The 17,206-nt window shown below is 59.8% G+C and carries 15 protein-coding genes and 5 pseudogenes; 9 read left to right on the forward strand and 11 right to left on the reverse strand.

What is annotated here, in order from left to right; all coding sequences use genetic code 11:
* Positions 1–400: TCP-1/cpn60 chaperonin family protein (locus IVA98_RS09300; RefSeq protein ID WP_276576808.1), on the forward strand; the 400-nt coding region annotated here is incomplete at its 5' end.
* 444 nt (positions 401–844) lie between these two features.
* Here IVA98_RS09300 and IVA98_RS09305 read toward each other — a convergent pair.
* The 3 genes and pseudogenes from IVA98_RS09305 to IVA98_RS09315 form a co-directional block, all read right to left on the reverse strand.
* Complete coding sequence (locus tag IVA98_RS09305; RefSeq protein ID WP_247300228.1) at positions 845–1,219, reverse strand: hypothetical protein; 375 nt, start codon at positions 1,217–1,219, stop codon at positions 845–847.
* Positions 1,220–1,397: 178 nt separating this feature from the next.
* On the reverse strand, positions 1,398–1,793 hold the full coding sequence (locus tag IVA98_RS09310; RefSeq protein ID WP_346657703.1) for a prolyl oligopeptidase family serine peptidase: 396 nt from the start codon (positions 1,791–1,793) through the stop codon (positions 1,398–1,400).
* Between the two features lie 323 nt (positions 1,794–2,116).
* A pseudogene (locus tag IVA98_RS09315) lies at positions 2,117–3,439 on the reverse strand (prolyl oligopeptidase family protein); the annotation flags it as partial.
* Positions 3,440–3,676: 237 nt separating this feature from the next.
* On the opposite strand from IVA98_RS09315, the gene IVA98_RS36735 reads away from it, so the two are divergent.
* Positions 3,677–4,393, forward strand: a complete 717-nt coding sequence (locus IVA98_RS36735; RefSeq protein WP_249816355.1) for a VirK family protein — start codon at positions 3,677–3,679, stop codon at positions 4,391–4,393.
* Positions 4,394–4,837: 444 nt separating this feature from the next.
* Positions 4,838–5,514: pseudogene (gene istB, locus IVA98_RS09325) on the forward strand (IS21-like element helper ATPase IstB); the annotation flags it as partial.
* Positions 5,515–5,576: 62 nt separating this feature from the next.
* Here the strand turns inward: istB and IVA98_RS09330 are convergent.
* From IVA98_RS09330 to IVA98_RS37205, 3 genes and pseudogenes are all read right to left on the reverse strand, one after another.
* Positions 5,577–5,756 (reverse strand): annotated as a pseudogene (locus tag IVA98_RS09330) (IS256 family transposase); the annotation flags it as partial.
* A 147-nt stretch (positions 5,757–5,903) separates the two neighbouring features.
* On the reverse strand, positions 5,904–7,553 hold the full coding sequence (locus IVA98_RS37200; RefSeq protein WP_524536364.1) for a Ulp1 family isopeptidase: 1,650 nt from the start codon (positions 7,551–7,553) through the stop codon (positions 5,904–5,906).
* Complete coding sequence (locus IVA98_RS37205) at positions 7,546–8,814, reverse strand: hypothetical protein (RefSeq protein ID WP_247354755.1); 1,269 nt, start codon at positions 8,812–8,814, stop codon at positions 7,546–7,548. The genes IVA98_RS37200 and IVA98_RS37205 overlap by 8 nt, the downstream gene beginning before the upstream one ends.
* Before the next feature lie 970 nt (positions 8,815–9,784).
* Between IVA98_RS37205 and IVA98_RS09345 the strand changes: the two are divergent.
* Together IVA98_RS09345 and IVA98_RS09350 are read left to right on the forward strand one after the other, a co-directional pair.
* A pseudogene (locus IVA98_RS09345) lies at positions 9,785–10,217 on the forward strand (hypothetical protein); the annotation flags it as partial.
* 426 nt (positions 10,218–10,643) lie between these two features.
* Complete coding sequence (locus IVA98_RS09350; RefSeq protein ID WP_247354757.1) at positions 10,644–11,327, forward strand: sigma factor-like helix-turn-helix DNA-binding protein; 684 nt, start codon at positions 10,644–10,646, stop codon at positions 11,325–11,327.
* Between the two features lie 25 nt (positions 11,328–11,352).
* On the opposite strand, the gene IVA98_RS09355 is transcribed toward IVA98_RS09350, so the two are convergent.
* Genes IVA98_RS09355 through IVA98_RS09370 form a run of 4 tightly spaced genes read right to left on the reverse strand, consistent with a single transcriptional unit; the run spans position 11,353 to position 13,836 of the window.
* On the reverse strand, positions 11,353–11,646 hold the full coding sequence (locus IVA98_RS09355; RefSeq protein WP_247354758.1) for a hypothetical protein: 294 nt from the start codon (positions 11,644–11,646) through the stop codon (positions 11,353–11,355).
* A gap of 25 nt (positions 11,647–11,671) precedes the next feature.
* Positions 11,672–13,066: a recombinase family protein gene (locus tag IVA98_RS09360; protein ID WP_346657700.1), complete on the reverse strand. Its 1,395-nt coding sequence runs from the start codon at positions 13,064–13,066 to the stop codon at positions 11,672–11,674.
* Between the two features lie 17 nt (positions 13,067–13,083).
* Positions 13,084–13,362: a recombinase family protein gene (locus tag IVA98_RS37210; RefSeq protein ID WP_346657701.1), complete on the reverse strand. Its 279-nt coding sequence runs from the start codon at positions 13,360–13,362 to the stop codon at positions 13,084–13,086.
* A 3-nt stretch (positions 13,363–13,365) separates the two neighbouring features.
* Positions 13,366–13,836 carry a hypothetical protein gene (locus IVA98_RS09370; RefSeq protein ID WP_247354759.1) on the reverse strand — a complete coding sequence of 157 codons (471 nt, stop codon included), beginning with the start codon at positions 13,834–13,836 and terminating at the stop codon, positions 13,366–13,368.
* Between IVA98_RS09370 and IVA98_RS37545 the strand changes: the two are divergent.
* Positions 13,810–13,983 (forward strand): annotated as a pseudogene (locus tag IVA98_RS37545) (ATP-binding protein); the annotation flags it as partial. The gene IVA98_RS09370 and the pseudogene IVA98_RS37545 sit on opposite strands and share 27 nt — an antisense overlap.
* 566 nt (positions 13,984–14,549) lie before the next feature.
* On the opposite strand, the gene IVA98_RS09380 reads toward IVA98_RS37545, so the two are convergent.
* The gene (locus tag IVA98_RS09380; protein ID WP_247354761.1) at positions 14,550–14,699 is read right to left on the reverse strand and encodes a hypothetical protein; all 150 of its coding nucleotides are present in this window, start codon (positions 14,697–14,699) and stop codon (positions 14,550–14,552) included.
* Between the two features lie 486 nt (positions 14,700–15,185).
* Here IVA98_RS09380 and IVA98_RS09385 point away from each other — a divergent pair, with 486 nt between their 5' ends.
* The 3 genes from IVA98_RS09385 to IVA98_RS09395 are packed head-to-tail and all read left to right on the forward strand — an operon-like array spanning position 15,186 to position 17,074.
* Positions 15,186–15,596, forward strand: a complete 411-nt coding sequence (locus tag IVA98_RS09385; protein WP_247333635.1) for a biotin carboxylase N-terminal domain-containing protein — start codon at positions 15,186–15,188, stop codon at positions 15,594–15,596.
* A gap of 52 nt (positions 15,597–15,648) precedes the next feature.
* Positions 15,649–16,638 (forward strand): ATP-binding protein, encoded by a 990-nt coding sequence (locus IVA98_RS09390; protein WP_247354763.1) that lies wholly within the window; start codon positions 15,649–15,651, stop codon positions 16,636–16,638.
* Positions 16,639–16,648: 10 nt separating this feature from the next.
* Entirely contained in the window at positions 16,649–17,074 is a 426-nt protein-coding gene (locus tag IVA98_RS09395) for a hypothetical protein (protein WP_247354765.1), read from the forward strand.
* Positions 17,075–17,206 lie beyond the last annotated feature (132 nt).

Raw genomic sequence — 17,206 nt, forward strand, 5'->3', positions numbered from 1 at the left:
CGGCGGCGTCGCCCTGCTCCGTGCCTCCGAGCAGCTCAAGGGCCTGCGCACCAAGAACGACGACCAGAAGACCGGCGTCGAGATCGTGCGCAAGGCGCTGTCGGCGCCCGCTCGCCAGATCGCTATCAACGCCGGCGAAGACGGCTCGGTGATCGTCGGCAAGATCCTGGAGAAGGAGCAATACGCCTACGGCTTCGACTCGCAGACGGGCGAGTATGGCAACCTCGTCAGCAAGGGCATCATCGACCCGACCAAGGTGGTCCGCGCCGCGATCCAGAACGCTGCCTCGGTGGCGGCGCTGCTGATCACCACGGAAGCGATGGTCGCCGAGCTGCCGAAGAAGAACACCGGCGCGCCCGCGATGCCCCCGGGCGGCGGCATGGGCGGCATGGACTTCTGATCCAACTCTCTCTAAAATGCGACCCCCGGCAGAAAAATGCCGGGGGGATTTTTTTGCTCGCGACTTTTTCAGTTCGTTGTTCTGATCTAGCGCTATGCGCTCTGCGGAAATGACGATCAGCAGTTGCTAGTCGTTCCGCTTGGGGCTTTGCGAGTCTGCTGGTAGGCATGTCATCGGGAGGACGAGCGGGTGATCGCGGTTCTGCACGGTCTTTCCCTGCGGCCTCAACGTCGGCGGCTGGTCAAGGCGAACACCTGAGAACGCCCGGTCGCGGTAGCCGCCCATTGGCGCTACTGACTTAAATAGCATCGGTCCCCGCGCCTATCAATCGCTGTAAACGGATGCGCGAGCTAGGTGGTGGTCCCCGGGAAGAGCGATCCTCATCTCTCGTAATTTGGTCCGATCTGTTGCACCGTCCACAATCAGAAGAAGAACATCGCCAACTCAATCGAGACGGAAGATCTTTCGCCCAACCGCTACAATTTCCCGGTCGGTCGGAGGATTACTTGTCTCGACGTGCAGGGTGAGATCCGGCCTGTTCACTCTCAGGAAGTTCATCAGCTCGGTCTTCTCGGTTCCCGGTCCGATGATCAGCAGATCAGTGCAGCTACTCAGCGCCCGACCTACCCTGACGACAAACGTCGGATCGTCATTCACGGCAGAGCCAGTATGCGCTTTGCAATCAAGACGCTGGGGCGCCAAATGCGCGCGTACGGCCGTCGCGCTGACGCCCGTTAAACCTATGGAGAATATCTTAGCAATGAGGTGGTCGATCCACACGACCGCGTGCGAATGAATCTGAGTTGTCATGTCGCTCATGAATGGATTCCATTGTATTTCGTGATTCACCTGTCCGTCGGAGCGCAAGCCCGCACGCAAATTTCCTGCGGCTGACGATGCCAATCATGGCTCAAGTGATCAGCGTGAACCGACTCGCTACGTTGATGTAGCCGGGAACAGATCGCGTTGACCGTGAGCGCTTTACAGGTCCAAAACCTCATGCCGCACGCTCCCTCTTGACGGCCGTGGGCGGATTCACGCCGCTGTCCTTGGTGGAGGTGAGAATGAAGGGGACTGGGCAGGTCTTGCCCGGGACAAGCTTCTGATAGGGCGAGTAGGCCTCGATCCATCCGCGCTGCTCGCGATGGCGGGATCGCCATCCCGACTTGGTGAATCGAAGCATGTCGAACAGCGCCACCTGCACGATCGCTGCGTTGAAGAGGTCCCGGCGCTGAGTAATCGCGGTGCCCACCAGCAGACCTTCCTGGCTGGCGCCGACCACGCCCAGTCGGCGCGGAGAGGTGACCTCCGGCGGATTAGGTCCTCCGCAAAGGCGATGAAATGATCCCATGTCCGCTGCTTCGTTGCCGCTTGGGCCGACTGCTCGTGCCATCGCGGTCCAAACTCGCTGCCGCGCAGGTCCGCGACGACATATGCATTGCCCTGCTCGGGCCAGCGCCGCCCCACCGCTCCCGCATAGGATGGCAGGAGCGAAGCCTGGAATCCGCCATAACCATTGAGAAGGGCTGCGATCTCCGCTCCGAACCTCGCGTTCTTGGGACGCACCAGAAAGTAGGGAATCCGGGTCCCCTCCAGCGAAGTGGCCTCGAACTGCTCCGCAACATACCTGGACGCGTTGAACTTCGGAGGTGTCGTCCTCAGTATTTCAAGCCATTCGCTCGCCGCGTCGAAGTACCAGAGGGAGGTCGGCCCCGGATAGTTGGAGACGGTGAACAGCACCACGTCCGTTTCTTCGCTAGCGGCAGAGAGGCTGACGTTCTCGTTCGTAGGGAGCGGGATCGGCGTGGCCCGCCAAGTGCCCTGGCCGTACCTGTAGGTGAATGCCTTGCTCTGAACATTGTCAGGGATCGCCAGGATCAACAAGTTCTTGGTGACCGCGAACCCGCTGAGCGCTTGCCGAGGCTCGGGCTCGAAGACGAGCGATGGCATCGCGCGCAGCGGATCTCGCTTCCATTTGTCCAAGCCATATGAGATCATCGAGCCGGCCGCAAAGCGGGTGCTGCCGGACAGTATCCAGTCTTCATTGAGCGTCACGAGCAGGCGGCCACTGACGATGCCGCTGATGTTCGCTTTCTTTGGCAGGTTTAGCTTGATCGGTCCGTTGGGCGCAAAGAGTACATACTCCTGCTCGAAGAAGCTTATGGCGCGCATGGCGCCAGCCGCATGAACTTTGCCTTCATTATCCCGCAGCACGAAGGGCGCCGCCACGGCATCGGTCGGCTCCCCACGGAAGACCTCGCGCGCTCGAACGAGCGGCTGAGCGCGCTTGAGCTCCCTCAAGAGGAAAGGGCAGCCAACCTGCGTCAGGGTCCGTTCTCCCCAATCCCGTGCAGTGAGGACCGTGTGGCGGTCGACCCAGCTGACGGCCTGCTTTCCCTCCAGAAGAGCGAAACCGGTCGTGACGAAGGCGTTGGTGTCCGGGTCGAACTCTCGGACGAGCACAGCGTCCTTACCGCCATCAGAAAATTGGACGAGGCACAGGCGCACTTGGGGCGGCAGGCAGGTAGTGCCTTTAAAGACCCAGCTTTTCTTACCCGCGACCGCCAGCGCGTCAATATCGAGGATGGTCTCCCAGTGCGGGTCCTGGCCGCGATAGCTGTCAAGCGTAGTACGCCGCCAGATGCCGCGCACGTGGTTCTCGTCCTGCGAGAAATTGCTGAGACCCCGCCGTTCCAACGAAACATAGGAAATCCGGTCTTTGGCCTGAAGGATGCTGATGGCCTCCTCATAGAAGCGGCGATTGCGGGGATCTGATTGGAGCGCGCCGAGCGTCTTGTCATTCTCGGCGCGGGCCAAATCCAGTGCGCGTGGTTCTTCGATTTCCTCGAGGCAAAGGAAGGAATCGTCCACCCGGGCCGCAGCGGCCCACTCCTGGGGCACCGCCGTGAAGGACAAACACGTCAGCGAGAGCAACACGGCGGCGAGGAGCGAGTGTTTCATGGGAGTAATCCTGGGCTGGGTGGGCCGCCCGGCTCGCGCGACTTGCGAGCTGGCCGAAAGCGGACAGAAGACGTACATTCGGTTTCGACAGCGGTCATGGGCGGGACTGTGCCCGCCGGTCCGAACGAAGCAAGCAGCGTGCCGCCTGAAAATTGGCGGTTCTCCAGCCGCTCGGTCGCGCCCCTTGGCTCAAACCTGACAATGCAGTGTTAGCTTCGAAAGTATTGTGATGAGCTTTACACTACTCACCGATGGAGCAGAGGTGCCCTGCTCTGGCATTTCACAGACCGGTCCGTAATCGCGCTAGAAACATTTATGGCGCGCCTAACTTGCAACGGCACGTGCTCAAGAAAGGCCCTCGCGCGGAGAATTTGCCGCTGGTTGGTGCAGCGAGCGCGAGCACATGTCAGCACGGCGCGTCATAATGCGGAGGATCCAGTGACAAGCCCGCCGAGACGCCAGTCGTTCTCGCAATTCGCAGGCATTGCACGAAGTGACTCGCACTCCGCGGGATCGATCATAATCATTTGCAAGCGCTACGCACCCTTAGGCCCACATACCCAATCACCTGCGCAGGTTCCGTCGGGTAACAACAAGAACTGGCTCCACCGAATCAAGCACAGGCTCTCGACTTTCGTCAAAATCGTCGGGGCAGCGTCTCTTGATTGTTCATTAAGAGCGGCCACCAATGGTGATCCGCTACTCACCGACCTCCGAGATCGATGGGGCGTGCCAGGGAGAGGTTGGTCTTACCGGCGGGCAACAAAACCCGGCTCGGCCACACCGGGCGGGCCAATTATCAATGCCTTCAGGGTGACTGCCCAGAACGGCATCAACTTCTCCAACGCTCATCAAACCGTGGACAGTTCCGGGTACCCAGTGACGGAATACATCCGCCACAGCCTCAGCCGCGAAGGCAAACTCACGGTGCGGGCCTCAAAGCTGGTGGCCGGGCCGGCCAAGATCATGAACCAGGGGGAATTGGTCTGCGAACTGCGGGACGGCGCGAAGTTCGTCTTGAAATTGGAATGAGGCTTGAGCCGTTCTTAGCCGCGTCGGAATGTGACAGGTATCCCATTCGGCACGCACCGATGACAACTTCGATCGGGCTACATTACCTGAGGAGCGCTAGTGACCAGGATGCCCAGTTCGTTCGTGCTCACCGCTGCCTGCGCACATCGATGGATTCCGGCGGTAAAGCCGTTCGCGCGCGGCTCCGCGTTCGCTCCACTCATCCTAATCTAGTGGATCGCATGCCGCCTGAAGAACGGCTGTTTGGGAGGCGGTGACGTTGTCTCGAAATCCTGATCAGGTTGCCGTAACGACCCTTTAGACTCCTTCTCGGAGCCATTTTGGATAACGCTCATCGCGGTGTCATCAAGCGCAACGAGAGGCACTAGGGCGAACACATCTGCGCAACTGAGTTGGTGCAACTCCATAGGTAAGGCGCTGGGTTAGCGCTGGTTCCGCAGCGGCCGCGACCAGCTCGACAGCCTGCTCGACGAGGCGGCGCGCGCGAACCTGTCGGCGCGTGAGACGCTGATCCTACTGTGCGAGCGCGAGATCGCGCGCAAGGATCATCGCCGCATCGAGATGGCGCTGAAGCTCGCACACTTCCCGGCCGTGAAGGAGCTTGCTGGCTTCGACTTCGAGGCGCAGCCGTCAATCGATCCAAAGCAGATCCGCGATCTTGCCGCGTCACCTTGGATAGCCAACGGAGAGAACGTGCTGCTGCTCGGCCCGCCAGGCGTGGGCAAGACGCACTTGTCGATCGCTTGGGCGAGAGGCAATCCTGGCCGGGTACACGGTGCAGTTCACCACGGCGACGACGCTGGTCGCTGGCCTCGCCAAGGCGCACGGCGAGCGAGGCCTGGACGAGAAACTGCTCGCGCTGTCGAAGCCAAAGCTGCTCATGGTCGACGAACTCGGCTACTTGCCACTTAAACCTGACGCGGCGCATCTGTTCTTCCAACTGGTGAGCCGGCGCTACGAAACCGGCGCCATGCTGATCACGTCGAACCGCAGCGTTGCTCCTCGGCGACGCCATCCCGGATCGCCTCGTTCACAACGCTCACCGCCTCCAACTCTCCGGAGAAAGCATGCGAAAGCAGAACGGCCGCAACCAAACTCTTGGCGTCAACCCAAACCCCTGAACCAATCACCATGTCGGTCAAAGCCGCTGCTCACCATCGGCAAATGCGCACAGGTGACCTTAGCGGACGACGCGCTGGTGATCGTCCCGGGTCTTCAAATCGGAATGCTGGCCGAGAAAGTCTGCAACCTCGGCCTAGACCGCCTGGGCAAGCAGGACACGCGCCCCATTGCGCAAGACTTCTGTGAGTTGATCGTCGAAGATTCCAGGCTGAATCAGATGGATGACGTTATCGTTGGACAAGGCATATCGCTCCTTCGGTGGAGAAGTGGAGGCCTCAAGCACCCCCACGATATGCCGCCTTTCCGATTCCCGCCGTCACCAACTTTGGGCGATAGCTCTTTTGGTTCTTCACGGACGACTATCATCTATTGCTCGATCTTTTCCTCCCTATTCGAGGAAAACGTGAATGTCGTTCTGCTTGCCTGATCGCCCCAGAGTGGCCGTGTAGGGCACATCATGAATCCTGATGTGGGTCTGTGGTCGGTCCGGGCTCGGCAGCACGTTATGCCAGTGCATTCCGCGCCGGAGGTTCTCCGGCGCCGGTTGATTGCCGTGTTGCCAACTCGGAGGGACGAATCCTCCTAAGTCTTGCGCTGGCGGCATGTACTGTGGCGCGAAGATCGATGTCCCGAAGCTTTGCTCCCATGATGGTGGCGGATTGACGCTTTGCACTGGCGAATGGGCGGGTAACGACAAATCCTGCCAGAAGTTCGCTGTATTCCAGCTGTCGGCGGGAGGCTGGCCGGCTTGATCCACTCCACGCCAAAACTCTGGCGAATCGACAAATTGCGTTGAGGGTCCCGGTCGATCCGCTATCGATGTCCCGAAGCTTTGCTCCCATGATGGTGGGCTTGGCGGATTGACGCTTTGCACTGGCGAATGGGCGGGTAACGACAAATCCTGCCAGAAGTTCGCTGTGTTCCAGCTATCGGCGGAAGGCTGGCCGGCTTGATCCACTCCACGCCAAAACTCTGGCGAATCGAAAAGTTGCGTTGAGGGCCCCGGTCGATCCGCTGCAGCCGCCGCTCGCGCACTGCTGGGAGCGGTCCTCAAACGTCGTTGGAGTTGCTGCCGATCGGCGACGAGGTTGTCGAGGTGCAGCACGGCTGGCGGCCGTCTTTGCGCCAGTCGCCTAACAAGCGCCCGCGTGCCGTCAACCACGAAGACTCCGCAATCCCAACCGTTCCCCTGCCGGGTCATGCGGACAGGCTCCAGACGCGTACCCAGCCTTTGTGCGAGCATTTTTGCAAGCTTGTCGTTGTATCCCTGGAAGGAGTCATAATGATAGGCAACCGGCCGTCCGCGGTCGCTGCGATCAACGAACAGCAGCGACCAATGGGTGCCACGACGATGACGATCCGTAGCACTGGCATCGTTCACTGGCACGAACAGGAAGTCGGCTGTGTCGTTACCGTTCTGATTATGGACGATGCGCTGGAATGCGCTTAGCGCGACGCTCTCGGGGCCCAAGCGCAGATGATAATTGGCTATGAGGGGATCCACGAACCGCGTCCGGGCGGCGAGATCTGGATTGTTCCCCTGCAACTCCTGTTCCAGGAGCTCGTAATCCCTCTGGATATGCTCGTCGCCCAACCAATCCTTGGGGCCAAGCGATAATTCGCTGCGGCCTTGAATCGATGGATCAACCTGCTGCAGCGGCCAGGTTGATCCGAACCCGGTAGGTTGATCCAAGCGGCCCTCCGGACCGGCCGATTCCCGCCCACTTGCCTGCTGAGGGGACAACCCCGACGCCGCGTTCGCCTCAACGACCTGTAGGTACTGCCCAAGCCGCTTGAAACCCACGGAAAATCCTCTGAGGGCTTCGGTGCAGTCTCGGAAGTCTTGGTAATCTATTTTTGACGACCATTTCTGCCGATCACTGCCGTTGAGGCGGCTCGCTATGCTCTCCCTACCCCTTGTTTGCAGCCAATCACTAAACCTACGTTGATTTATGGCCATATTCCGGACAGCTTTCCTCTGGGAAGTCGAGTCCGGTCCGAGCTTGCTCAGCTCTTCGTTGGCCAGGCCATCAATCATGCGGGCGTCGTCGGGATGGATGATGATGCTTCAATTGGGGCTCGGTGCCTAGATACTGCCGAAGCCGATCGAAACTCACGACCACTTTTCCCTCGGCTTTGGTAAAGGCCCTGTAATCCTCCATCAACGACCGTTGCTGCTGATCACTGCCGGTGAGTCGGCTGACTATGTTCCCCCTACCCTCCCTTTGGAGCCAATCACTAAACCTACGTTGTTTGCTGGCCCTTTCCGAAACACCTCTCCTCTGGGAAGTCGAATCCGATCCCAGCTTGTTCAGCTCTTCATTGGCCAGGCCATCAATGAGGTGGGCGTCCTCGGGATAAGGATAATGTATTTGGCGCCCCATCAGGCGCGGCCCGGGCCCGACGGCTTGGAGTTCTTGCTCGTGAGGCGCGAACCTCCTGAAATGAGACAGTGCCGACTTGAGAGGGTTATGATTGTCCCCACCGCCCGCCCTGTAATCCGTAATATCAGCGGCTAGTGACTCTGGATCGTTTAAAAGCCGAGAAGCCATCGAACCCCTGTTCTCTGCTCGGAGCCAACGAGCAAACCCCCTAAGAAGCCCTAAATTGGTCCTGAGGGTACCATCGCAAACCCTTCCGTCCCCTCGGCCGGTGCTACCGTCGGGAAGAATTTCATATCCTCGGACTGCTTCAGCGAACTGCTCGATGCGGGCCTCGTCTTCGGGATGCATGTTCTGGCCAGCGGGGCGACCACGCTTGGCGAAATCCATCCGAAGCTCTGAAGAGGCCACCTCGGACGTCGAGCCGCCGGACGACTTTTCGCCACCACTTCCTCCGAAGACTTTGCCGAACCCTGACTTAACACGAGAAAACAGTCCACGGCTTTTGCTATCCTTCGTCCGCGCCGCAGGCTGCGGTTCCGATGGCGCTGTGTAGCGCGTGCTACTGAACAACTGGTCACGCAAGCTAGACTGCGAGGCCGTCGCACCCGCGCCATGATGAGCGTGCGGAACATCGACACTGTGACGCGTGCTGCTGAACGAATTGTCCCGCTGGTTGGACCTTGGCCGCATTCGCATCGAACCACCAACGTCCGTACGCTGGATGTTTTCATGCGACCGTGCGGCTGGAGTGTCGGGGGAACTAACCCCGGAACTCTCCTCAGGAGAGCGGAGTTGCAGCTCGCCCAATTGCTGCTCGAAGCCAGCTTGATCTGCAGGGTCAACGTCGGTCTGTTGCCGCTGCAGCTCGGCGTACCAGCGCATCCAATCGTCCGGATTGTTATAGACGGGTTCCACGCGACTCTCCCTAGATGAGGTGACTCTTCATAGCTGCTCCGCGGCCACACTCCGGTGCACTGACCACAGAGACCGGATTCAAAAAGCCGGACGTCAAGATTCGCCAAATTGAACAAAAAGGGACCGTTAGTGCCGCTCCGAGCTCGTGCATTACTCACACCTGCCCAGCCTTGGGTGCTGCAGAAGAGCGCCCCGGCTTCCTGGGCAACAGGTAACCGCTCGCCAAACCTCAAAACGATCCAGGAGAAACGAAACCCAAATACTCGCACAATCCAAAAGCCACCTGTTGCCGCCCTCCTTCCGGGCAAGTTCGCATGCGGCACATCGCGATCGAAATTGGGCCGCCCCATTGCTGATGGAAGGCGTCCGGGTTTCGATACTTGCACTGCAAGCTCTGCTTCCTCATCAGTTCTTCAGTTTAACGTCCTCACATTCGCTACAACCAACGAGCCTCTTCTAGTGATCATGACGCTTCAGAGCGAAGTCCGCATGTATGATTCAGACTGTACAACCTGACGCTACGTAGACTTCAAGCCCCAGTGCTGTCGCGTCTAGCCTGGTTGGCTTTCATACCCGTTTCAGGATGCGGCAAATCCTCGCAGCTTGGTGATCTACCGCCGCTTCAAGGACCTTAATGCGCCAGGCGCCGCCGCCGATGAATACCAAAGACGTGTTGGCAGCGGCGTAAGCGCGAAGCTTTGGCCGTTCAGGCTTGGAAGTTCCAGGGCATGAAAGTATCGATCTGAGAGATCGGCCAGCGCCGCTTTATCGATGCGAAGTCCCACGAACATCATACACCGACGCTGACCCAGCATAACGCTGCCGCGGTCGCAGCGATAGACAGCGGGTAGTCACGACTGTAAAAACCCTGACGACGGCCTTGCAGTTGTCCGCAGCATGGCGGCCGGCCGCGGTCCAGGTCTTGCGCATCCGCGCATGCCGGCGCGCGGTGTTCATGAAGCGCTTGTGACTGCCAATAAGACTGCTCGTTTTCCTCGTCATCGGCTTCTCCGCCTGGCTGCTCTTCACGCTCGCAGTCTTCGCGCTGCCCGTCTTCGCAGGCGTGACGATTGGCCTTTGGGCCTTCTACACGGGGGCCGGCGCGCTCGGCGGCATCGTGGTGGCCGTCGTGGCGGGCGGCGCGAGGTTCGGTATAGGCCAACTCGCGCTCGCCTTCGTGACGTCTACTTGGCTCCGGCTCGTGATCACCGTTGTCTATGTCGCGCCCGCCATGTTCGCCGGTTACAACGCGACGCATGGAATCGCCCAGATGGCGAAGGCCTTCGCCCACCTGGCAAATGATCTTCGCGATCGTTGGCGCGACTGTCGTTACCCCTACGGCGTTCATCCGCTTTACGGCTATGGTCGCACCCGGACCAGCCGGACGGGATTTGGCGCAGGGCTACCACGTTAGCGGCGGCCATCAGGTGGGACAGATCAGGCGCCCAGAGCACTCGCGATGCTCATCCTCGATACTCGATTGAGAGCGGCCGAGCGTCGAGGCTCGAATCATCGAGGGGTGGCCGAGCTAACGGAGATTGTTGAGACGCAGTGATCTAGACGGTGACGTCTCACGAACACGCCCGACAACTCAAGTCGTCGGGCGTATTGCTGCGTGTTCCAGCCGATCGTGATCACGGAGTCCAGGGCATCGTGATCACCCATTCCAGAGCATCGTGATCACCATTTCCAGCCGATCGTGATCGCTATTTCCAGCGACCGCGATCGGGGGCAACCAGGAGGCGCGCACCGCTGACAGTCTGCAACCCGGGTAGCTTGGTCTTTTTGCCTAACCGCAGAGGATCGAGATGCCGACCGAGAGACTGTCCATGCGCCACATCCGTGAAGTTCTACGCCTGCACTACAGCGTCGGCATGTCGCAACGCGCCCTTGCCCGCAGCCTGGGCTTGGCCCAGGGCACGGTCAGCAAGTACCTCAACCGAGCCCGCCGCGCCGGCCTGACCTGGCCACTGCCGCCGGAGCTGGATGACGATGTCCAGCTCGAGAACCGCCTGTTTCCGCCGCCTTCTGATCGGCCCAGCGACGAGCGTCCGCATCCAGACTGGGCGCTCGTGCATCGCGAGCTACGGCGGAGGAACGTCACGCTGATGCTGTTGTGGGAGGAGTATTGCGACGCAAACTCCGACAGCTTCAACTATGCGCGGTTCTGCGAACGCTACAAGGAGTGGACGGGCCGCCTCAAGCCGACCCTGCGCCAGGTCCATGTCGCCGGCGAGAAGCTGTTCGTCGACTATTCCGGCCATACCATGGAGGTGGTTGACGGGCTCAGCGGCGAGGCGCGCAGCATGCAGATCTTCGTCGCCGAGCTCGGCGCCTCGAACTACACCTATGCCGAGGCCAGCTTCAACCGATCGCTACGACAAGGGATCGCTGTTGATCACGACTCAGGTGCCCGTGTTGCAATGGCACGATGTCATTGCCGAGCCGATGACTTCATGATGCCTCCGTCTTTGAACGCTTGGTACGTCGTATCCGATTGCGCAGCCGACTGATTTGTTCGTCTGAGAGCTCGGTCTGTCATGGCTGGCCTTTGGCTAACTGACGACCTGCCAGCATTCCGCGCGCAAGATAATCGAAGATTGTTTGCGGGGTTACTCCAAGCTCAGCCGCTGCGCACTGAATCGAAAAGCTGCCGTCGGGCCAGCGCATCGGATTCTTGTCCACGCCGTTGATTTTGACGGTGGGAATGCCCCAGCGGGTGCGCAACAGCCAGACGTTCTCGCCTTTGAAGGCGCAGCCTCGGGCCGCGACAAAGCCTTCCTGATTGAGTATTGCCGCGATCTCGCCATCCATTTTGTGTTCAGCATTCAACTCGACGATCCGTCGCCGCAACCGATCAATGTCGATATAGTTGCGGTAGGTATGAACGCGCCGTTGTACGTGATGCTCGCTGGTTGCGCCGGTCTGCCCAGACGATCCTGAGCCACACCTGACCTCGGGTCCGCTTCTGATCAAGAACGACTTCGCGGATGACAAATCGCAGAATGCGCTTGCGATCGGCTGCCGACGTGGTGGCCGCATTCCAAATCCGCGGCAGGTTCTCGCCGAGCGCTTGTAGCCCTGCGCGTTCCGCCGGGCCAATCAGAAGCGGCTCTTGCGCGCGCCAACGCGCATGCTGCTGCTCGACCGTCTCGACGACACGCAGCTTCTCTTCCCAAGGCCGCTCAAGTGAGCGCGCCACACGACGGTTCTCGGGCTCGACGGCGTCATACTGACGCCGGGCGCGCTCGGCCTCGTAGCGGGCGCGCTCCACGCGAAGCGCCCACTGGCGCTCGAGCTGACGACTCTCTTGCTCCGGTTGGCCCGCCGCCGCGAGTGCGATCTCAATCTGATCCGGCACCAGGGCATCGAGGAGCATCCGTTCGACCAGCGCGTCAACCGCCAAGGCCCGGACTTCCTGACATAGTGCACTGCCTTGCTGGTCCCGATCCGAGCGGCAGCAATAGACCGGATAGTCGGCATTCGGGCCCGTGTAGCGCATGCTCATGCGCCGTCCGCAACGGCCGCAGATCGCAATTCCTTGTAACAGGGCTGCCCCCTTGCGCGGTACGCCAGAGTGTCCTGCCTCATAGCGGAAGATGTTATCTGCCAGTCGCCCCTGGTTGGCCATGAACTCCTCCCAGCTGATATAGCCTGGGTGAGCGGCGTGGAGGCAAACCGCCCAATCCCCGATCGCCACCTTGACCGTTCCCGTCAGCGATCCCGGCCGGCATCGGCTCGGATCCTTTTGCCGACGGCCATAAACATACGCCCCAGCATAGGCCGGATCTTGAAGGATACTAAGGACGCGTGCACTATCTGGCGCACGCCAGACGATCTCGTGTGGAGATGGTCCAAGCAGCGGCCGAACCGGCAAGGATAATCCGTTCCTCTCCAAGTACCGCATCACACGGCGAGCGCTTTGCAGTTCCCGGAATTTGGCAAACACGAGATGAAGACGGGCCTGCACCTCCTCATCGGGATTGAGAACAATTGTGCCGGCTCGATCATAGGCGAGCCCGGCCGGCAGGGGCAGCCGCAGTTCGCCCCGTGCCGCCTTCTCGCGTTCTCCTTGGTGAAGGCGCATCCGAAGCTGATGCAGCTCCGCCTCGCTCATGATACCGGACAAGCCCAACAGCAGGCGGTCGTGGTAGGCGCGCGGATCGTAAAGCCGCTCGCCATCCGCAATGAGCACGCCGAACACCGAGCACAGTTCGAGCAGCTGATGCCAGTCCCGGTTATTGCGGGCCAAGCGAGAAGCGTCGAGGCTCACCACAAGGCCGGCGTGATCTCGGCAATGAGCTTCTGAAAACCATGACGATCCACAGCGCCAGCACCGGATTTGCCCAGATCCTCGTCAATGACCTGGACGCGCTCCGGCGGCCAGCCCAGACCGATGGCGCGATCGACGAGGCGGTACTGCAGCTGCGTGCTCTCCTGGTGCTGGCGCACCTGGTTCATGGATGACTGCCGCACGTAGACATAGGCCAACTTGGCTCGGTGCGCAGTCGTGAGCCGCTCGTCAGCGACGGTCGAGCTGATCAGCACGGCTCAATCCCCTTCCGGGCGTGCCGGGAACCGCTTGCATTCGCCGCAGCAGCGTGGCGAGGATTTGAGCGATCTGGGTTTGCGTCGCGGTCGATAGATTCGGCCACAGGCGCGGAATGTCGGCCGGGTGGATTTGCCGACGTCGGCAGTGGTCGATACGCAACGCGACCTGGAAGCGGTCGGTGGGTCATCGCGAATCACCTTCTCGTCGAGAAGGCCCAGACTCGCGCTCAAATGTTGCATCAATAGGATCAGCGTACGTGCACTGATGCGCGGCAGATCGGCGGCGTTCGGGCGGGACGTGATCAGCGTCTCGCCAAGATCCGTCGACGCGATCCGAACCGCCCGCGGCCGTCCGTCCGGCAGCGCGACAACGACGTGGGCGGGACCGCGCCCCGACCGCTCCTTCAGCACCTCAAGCCGTTGCCCAAACAGGAAATGATGCGGGTAGACCGGCTCCTGCACCACAGCCATGTGCTGACGATCCGCGGCGACAGCTACCGGCTCCGCGCCAAGCGCAAAAGCGGCCTGGTCAAGACGCCGACCGCCGGTGACGGCCCTCCGGTCGGCTCCGCCTCCCTCCGGCCCGTCACCGCCGGAAACAACCTTCAACCGAGATCACAATCCGGATGGTGGGGGCAGTTCTTCATGACGCAAAGTGGGCAGTTCCGGATGGCGTTTGACACACGGGGCAAGCCCCCACCCCTAGACAGAATGGATAGTGCGTTACGTACGGACCTCGGCTACTTCCGGGAAGCCAGGAGCTTGGACAAATTTGTGCGATCATTTCGTTGAAAGGCCTTGAATCGCACGTAACGTCACATTGTACGATCATGAAATGAGATCGCGACCTCTGACAAACGAACGTAAGCTACTCCTAGGGTGTGGGACGATGGCATAACGATCTTGTCGTATTTCGAATTTGCGGCGAACGCTCGCCGTAAATGAGCCGGCGGCAACTCTCCCTTGCCGACGGTCGGGACGATGTGTAGCAGCGTCGCTCCTCCCAGACTGACTTCGCCTGGCTTCCAAAATGAGGCCGGGCCTTTTTTGCCGTCGGGAAGACGTTAGTGCCTTGTCGACGTGCAACTGCTCGATCAGCTCGTCCGGAACCAGGCAAACTTGCGAGGTCGAGTCCGGCAAGACAACACGCGTTACGCCGACATCGGCATGCTGATTGTAAATCGTCAACACATCGCAGCCTTCGGTTCTGGCATACAAAGCAACACTTCCGAGCCATCAAAGACTTGAACGGTTTCGGCCTCTTTTTCCTGTAGACAGGTGATGGCGGTGCGATCCGGGATGTGGGTGCTACCCAGGCGAAACACGTCCTCCATGCAAGCGTCTTTCTTCGCGTCGTTCGGCGGCTGATCTCGCGCACCCGCCGACTCGACCACAGAGATGCCGTTGCACAATAAGAACTACTGCACAGCACTTGGCTTTTGGACGCAAAAACCAATGCGTTCGTTGTGTGCGCGTCACGATATCCTCTTTAGGTCGGTACGTTGCGGTATTGGTGTTCCTGCGCAAGGCACAGTCTCTGAGCCAGGCAGGCGAGCTTGATTCATCAATGTCGCGACGTGATTTCTATTGGCGATACCGCCAAAGAAAAAGGAGACTCGAATTGAGGTACTACGAACCATCCTGCACCTTCGATCGTCCCCGCGCGGCGCTCCCCAAACCGAGCCGCAAGGTAATAATTAAGCGGTGGAAGGCCGACTCACTGTCAACAGATAAGCGAGCGGAGCCATCGAAAGCGGACCAACCGCTCGCAAGTGACGGAAGTCTCGTTTGAGTTGTTTGTTTGGATATGAATGCACACAATGCCTTTCGATACAGTCCTTATCGCCAACAGAGGCGAGATCGCCGCCCGCATCATCAAGACGTTGCGAAAGCTGGGCCTTCGTTCTGCAGTTGTCTACCACGAGGTCGATGCGCGAAGCCCGGCAGTCTTCCATGGCCGACACAGCGATTCTTATCAGCGGTCACACGCCGATCGCGGCTATCTGGACATCGCACAAATTATTGCCGCCGCTCATAAGGCCGGCGCCGGCGCTGTTCGTCCAGGTTATGGATTTCTTTCCGAACAGGCTCAATTCGCCACGGCCGTGATAAAGGCCGGCATTGCGTTCATCGGCCCCGCACCCGAAACTATTGAACTGATGGGCGATAAGATTCGGGCCCGCAGCTTCGTCCAGTCGAGCGGCTTTCCAGTGGTCCCATCTGCAAATTGAGGAGGACGATCCAGCGACGTTCGTCTCCAGGGCGCGTGCAATTGGAACCCCTTTGCTGGTAAAACCGTCAGGGGGCGCGGCCGGCAAGGGCATGCGGATTGTACGCGACGTCGATGCTCTGGAAGGCGCGATTGAGCAGGCTCGCTCTGAGGGGCAACGGTATTTTGGGGATCACCGGCTTTACGTCGAAAGATACATTGAGAACCCGCGGCATATCGAAGTGCAGGTACTCGGCGACTCTTTTGGGAACATTGTACACCTGTCTGAGCGGGAGTGCTCGGTGCAACGCCGCTTCCAGAAGATCATCGAGGAAGCGCCCTCGCCAGCCCTGTCGCCAGAACTACGGAAACGCGTCTGCGAGACCGCGGTCGGTATCGCACGCGCCGCGGATTATCAAAACGCAGGAACCGTCGAATCCATTTTCGATGCAGGAGAATTCTACTCTCTCGAGATGAATACGCGCCTACAGGTCGAACATCCCGTGACTGAGATGATCAGCGGCATCGATCTTGTCGCCGAACAGGTCTATGCCACCGCGGGCCGAGAACTTGGTTTTGCTCAGTCAGATATCGTTTCGAACGGCCACGCTATCGAGGTAAGGCTGTACGCTGAAGCCCCCGAACCAGGCTATGTTCCGACGTCCGGAAAAGTACTTCTTCTCGAGTATCCGAGCGGGGTACGGATTGACAGCGGCATCACGCAGGGTCAGCCAATCACCACTGCGTTTGATCCCATGCTCGCAGAGATCATCGCGCATTCGCCGACGCGCACATTGGCCACCGCCACGGCCAATCACGCGATTCAGGGAGTCATTCTTCTCGGCTGCGAGACAAACGCTAGCTTCCTCGCCCGCATCCTTGCCGACGAGTCGTTTGTCCGCGGACAGTTTCATACGGGACATCTGGAGGAAAACCCGCACATTGCCGGTGGTAACTCTGCTACCGGCCTACCGGCATTCTTGGCATCAGCTGCTCTCCTGACCCGACAAGTCCGCGAATCGGCCGATGCCGTGCCCGCGCTTCACGCTTCGCTCGGCCATTAGAGAAATTGAGGTGTATCACTCCGTCGAGGTTGATGGCGTCGATTATCGGTTATGGCTTTCACCCTGCCAATCCGGCTCCTATCATCTTCACTTGCGCGACCAAGTCATTTCCCCGGTCGCGTTTGCCCAATACGGCGAGAATTCAGGTGTCCAGACCATTGCTGGCGAGACCGAACGAGTCCGCTTCGTCATCGAAGGCGACCTGATTCACGTCCACATCCGTGGCATGATGCGCGTTTTGCGCTACAGCGACCCGTTGCGAACGCTCGCTTGCGTGAACCAAGAGGAACGTTCGCTCATGACCCGCGCACCGATGCCGGGAGTAGTCGTTACGATCGCGGTTTCGCCTGGTCAACCGTTATCCGCAGGCGCGGCGCTGATGATGATTGAGAGCATGAAGCTGAAACTATTATTCGCTCTTCACAGGATGGCGTAGTCGATCGAATCCATTTCAAAGAAGGGGAGAGCTTCGAGCGGGATGCTGTGCTGATTACGCTATCGAAAGAAGGGCGCTGAAATGCTACGAATCGCTTCTGGGGGCGAACGTCAATTCGCAAGACTTTCGTCA

Source organism: Bradyrhizobium sp. 160 (assembly GCF_023073735.1).
Classification (GTDB): Bacteria; Pseudomonadota; Alphaproteobacteria; order Rhizobiales; family Xanthobacteraceae; genus Bradyrhizobium.

Excerpts from the sequence above, each read along its gene's own strand:
- IVA98_RS09305 (WP_247300228.1), bottom strand. The coding sequence starts at position 1,219 with ATGAGCGACATGACAACTCAGATTCATTCGCACGCGGTCGTGTGGATC.
- IVA98_RS09310 (WP_346657703.1), bottom strand. The coding sequence starts at position 1,793 with ATGGCACGAGCAGTCGGCCCAAGCGGCAACGAAGCAGCGGACATGGGA.
- IVA98_RS36735 (WP_249816355.1), top strand. The coding sequence starts at position 3,677 with ATGGCGCGCCTAACTTGCAACGGCACGTGCTCAAGAAAGGCCCTCGCG.
- IVA98_RS37200 (WP_524536364.1), bottom strand. The coding sequence starts at position 7,553 with ATGATTGATGGCCTGGCCAACGAAGAGCTGAGCAAGCTCGGACCGGAC.
- IVA98_RS09350 (WP_247354757.1), top strand. The coding sequence starts at position 10,644 with ATGCGCCACATCCGTGAAGTTCTACGCCTGCACTACAGCGTCGGCATG.
- IVA98_RS09370 (WP_247354759.1), bottom strand. The coding sequence starts at position 13,836 with ATGGCTGTGGTGCAGGAGCCGGTCTACCCGCATCATTTCCTGTTTGGG.
- IVA98_RS09380 (WP_247354761.1), bottom strand. The coding sequence starts at position 14,699 with ATGGAGGACGTGTTTCGCCTGGGTAGCACCCACATCCCGGATCGCACC.
- IVA98_RS09385 (WP_247333635.1), top strand. The coding sequence starts at position 15,186 with ATGCCTTTCGATACAGTCCTTATCGCCAACAGAGGCGAGATCGCCGCC.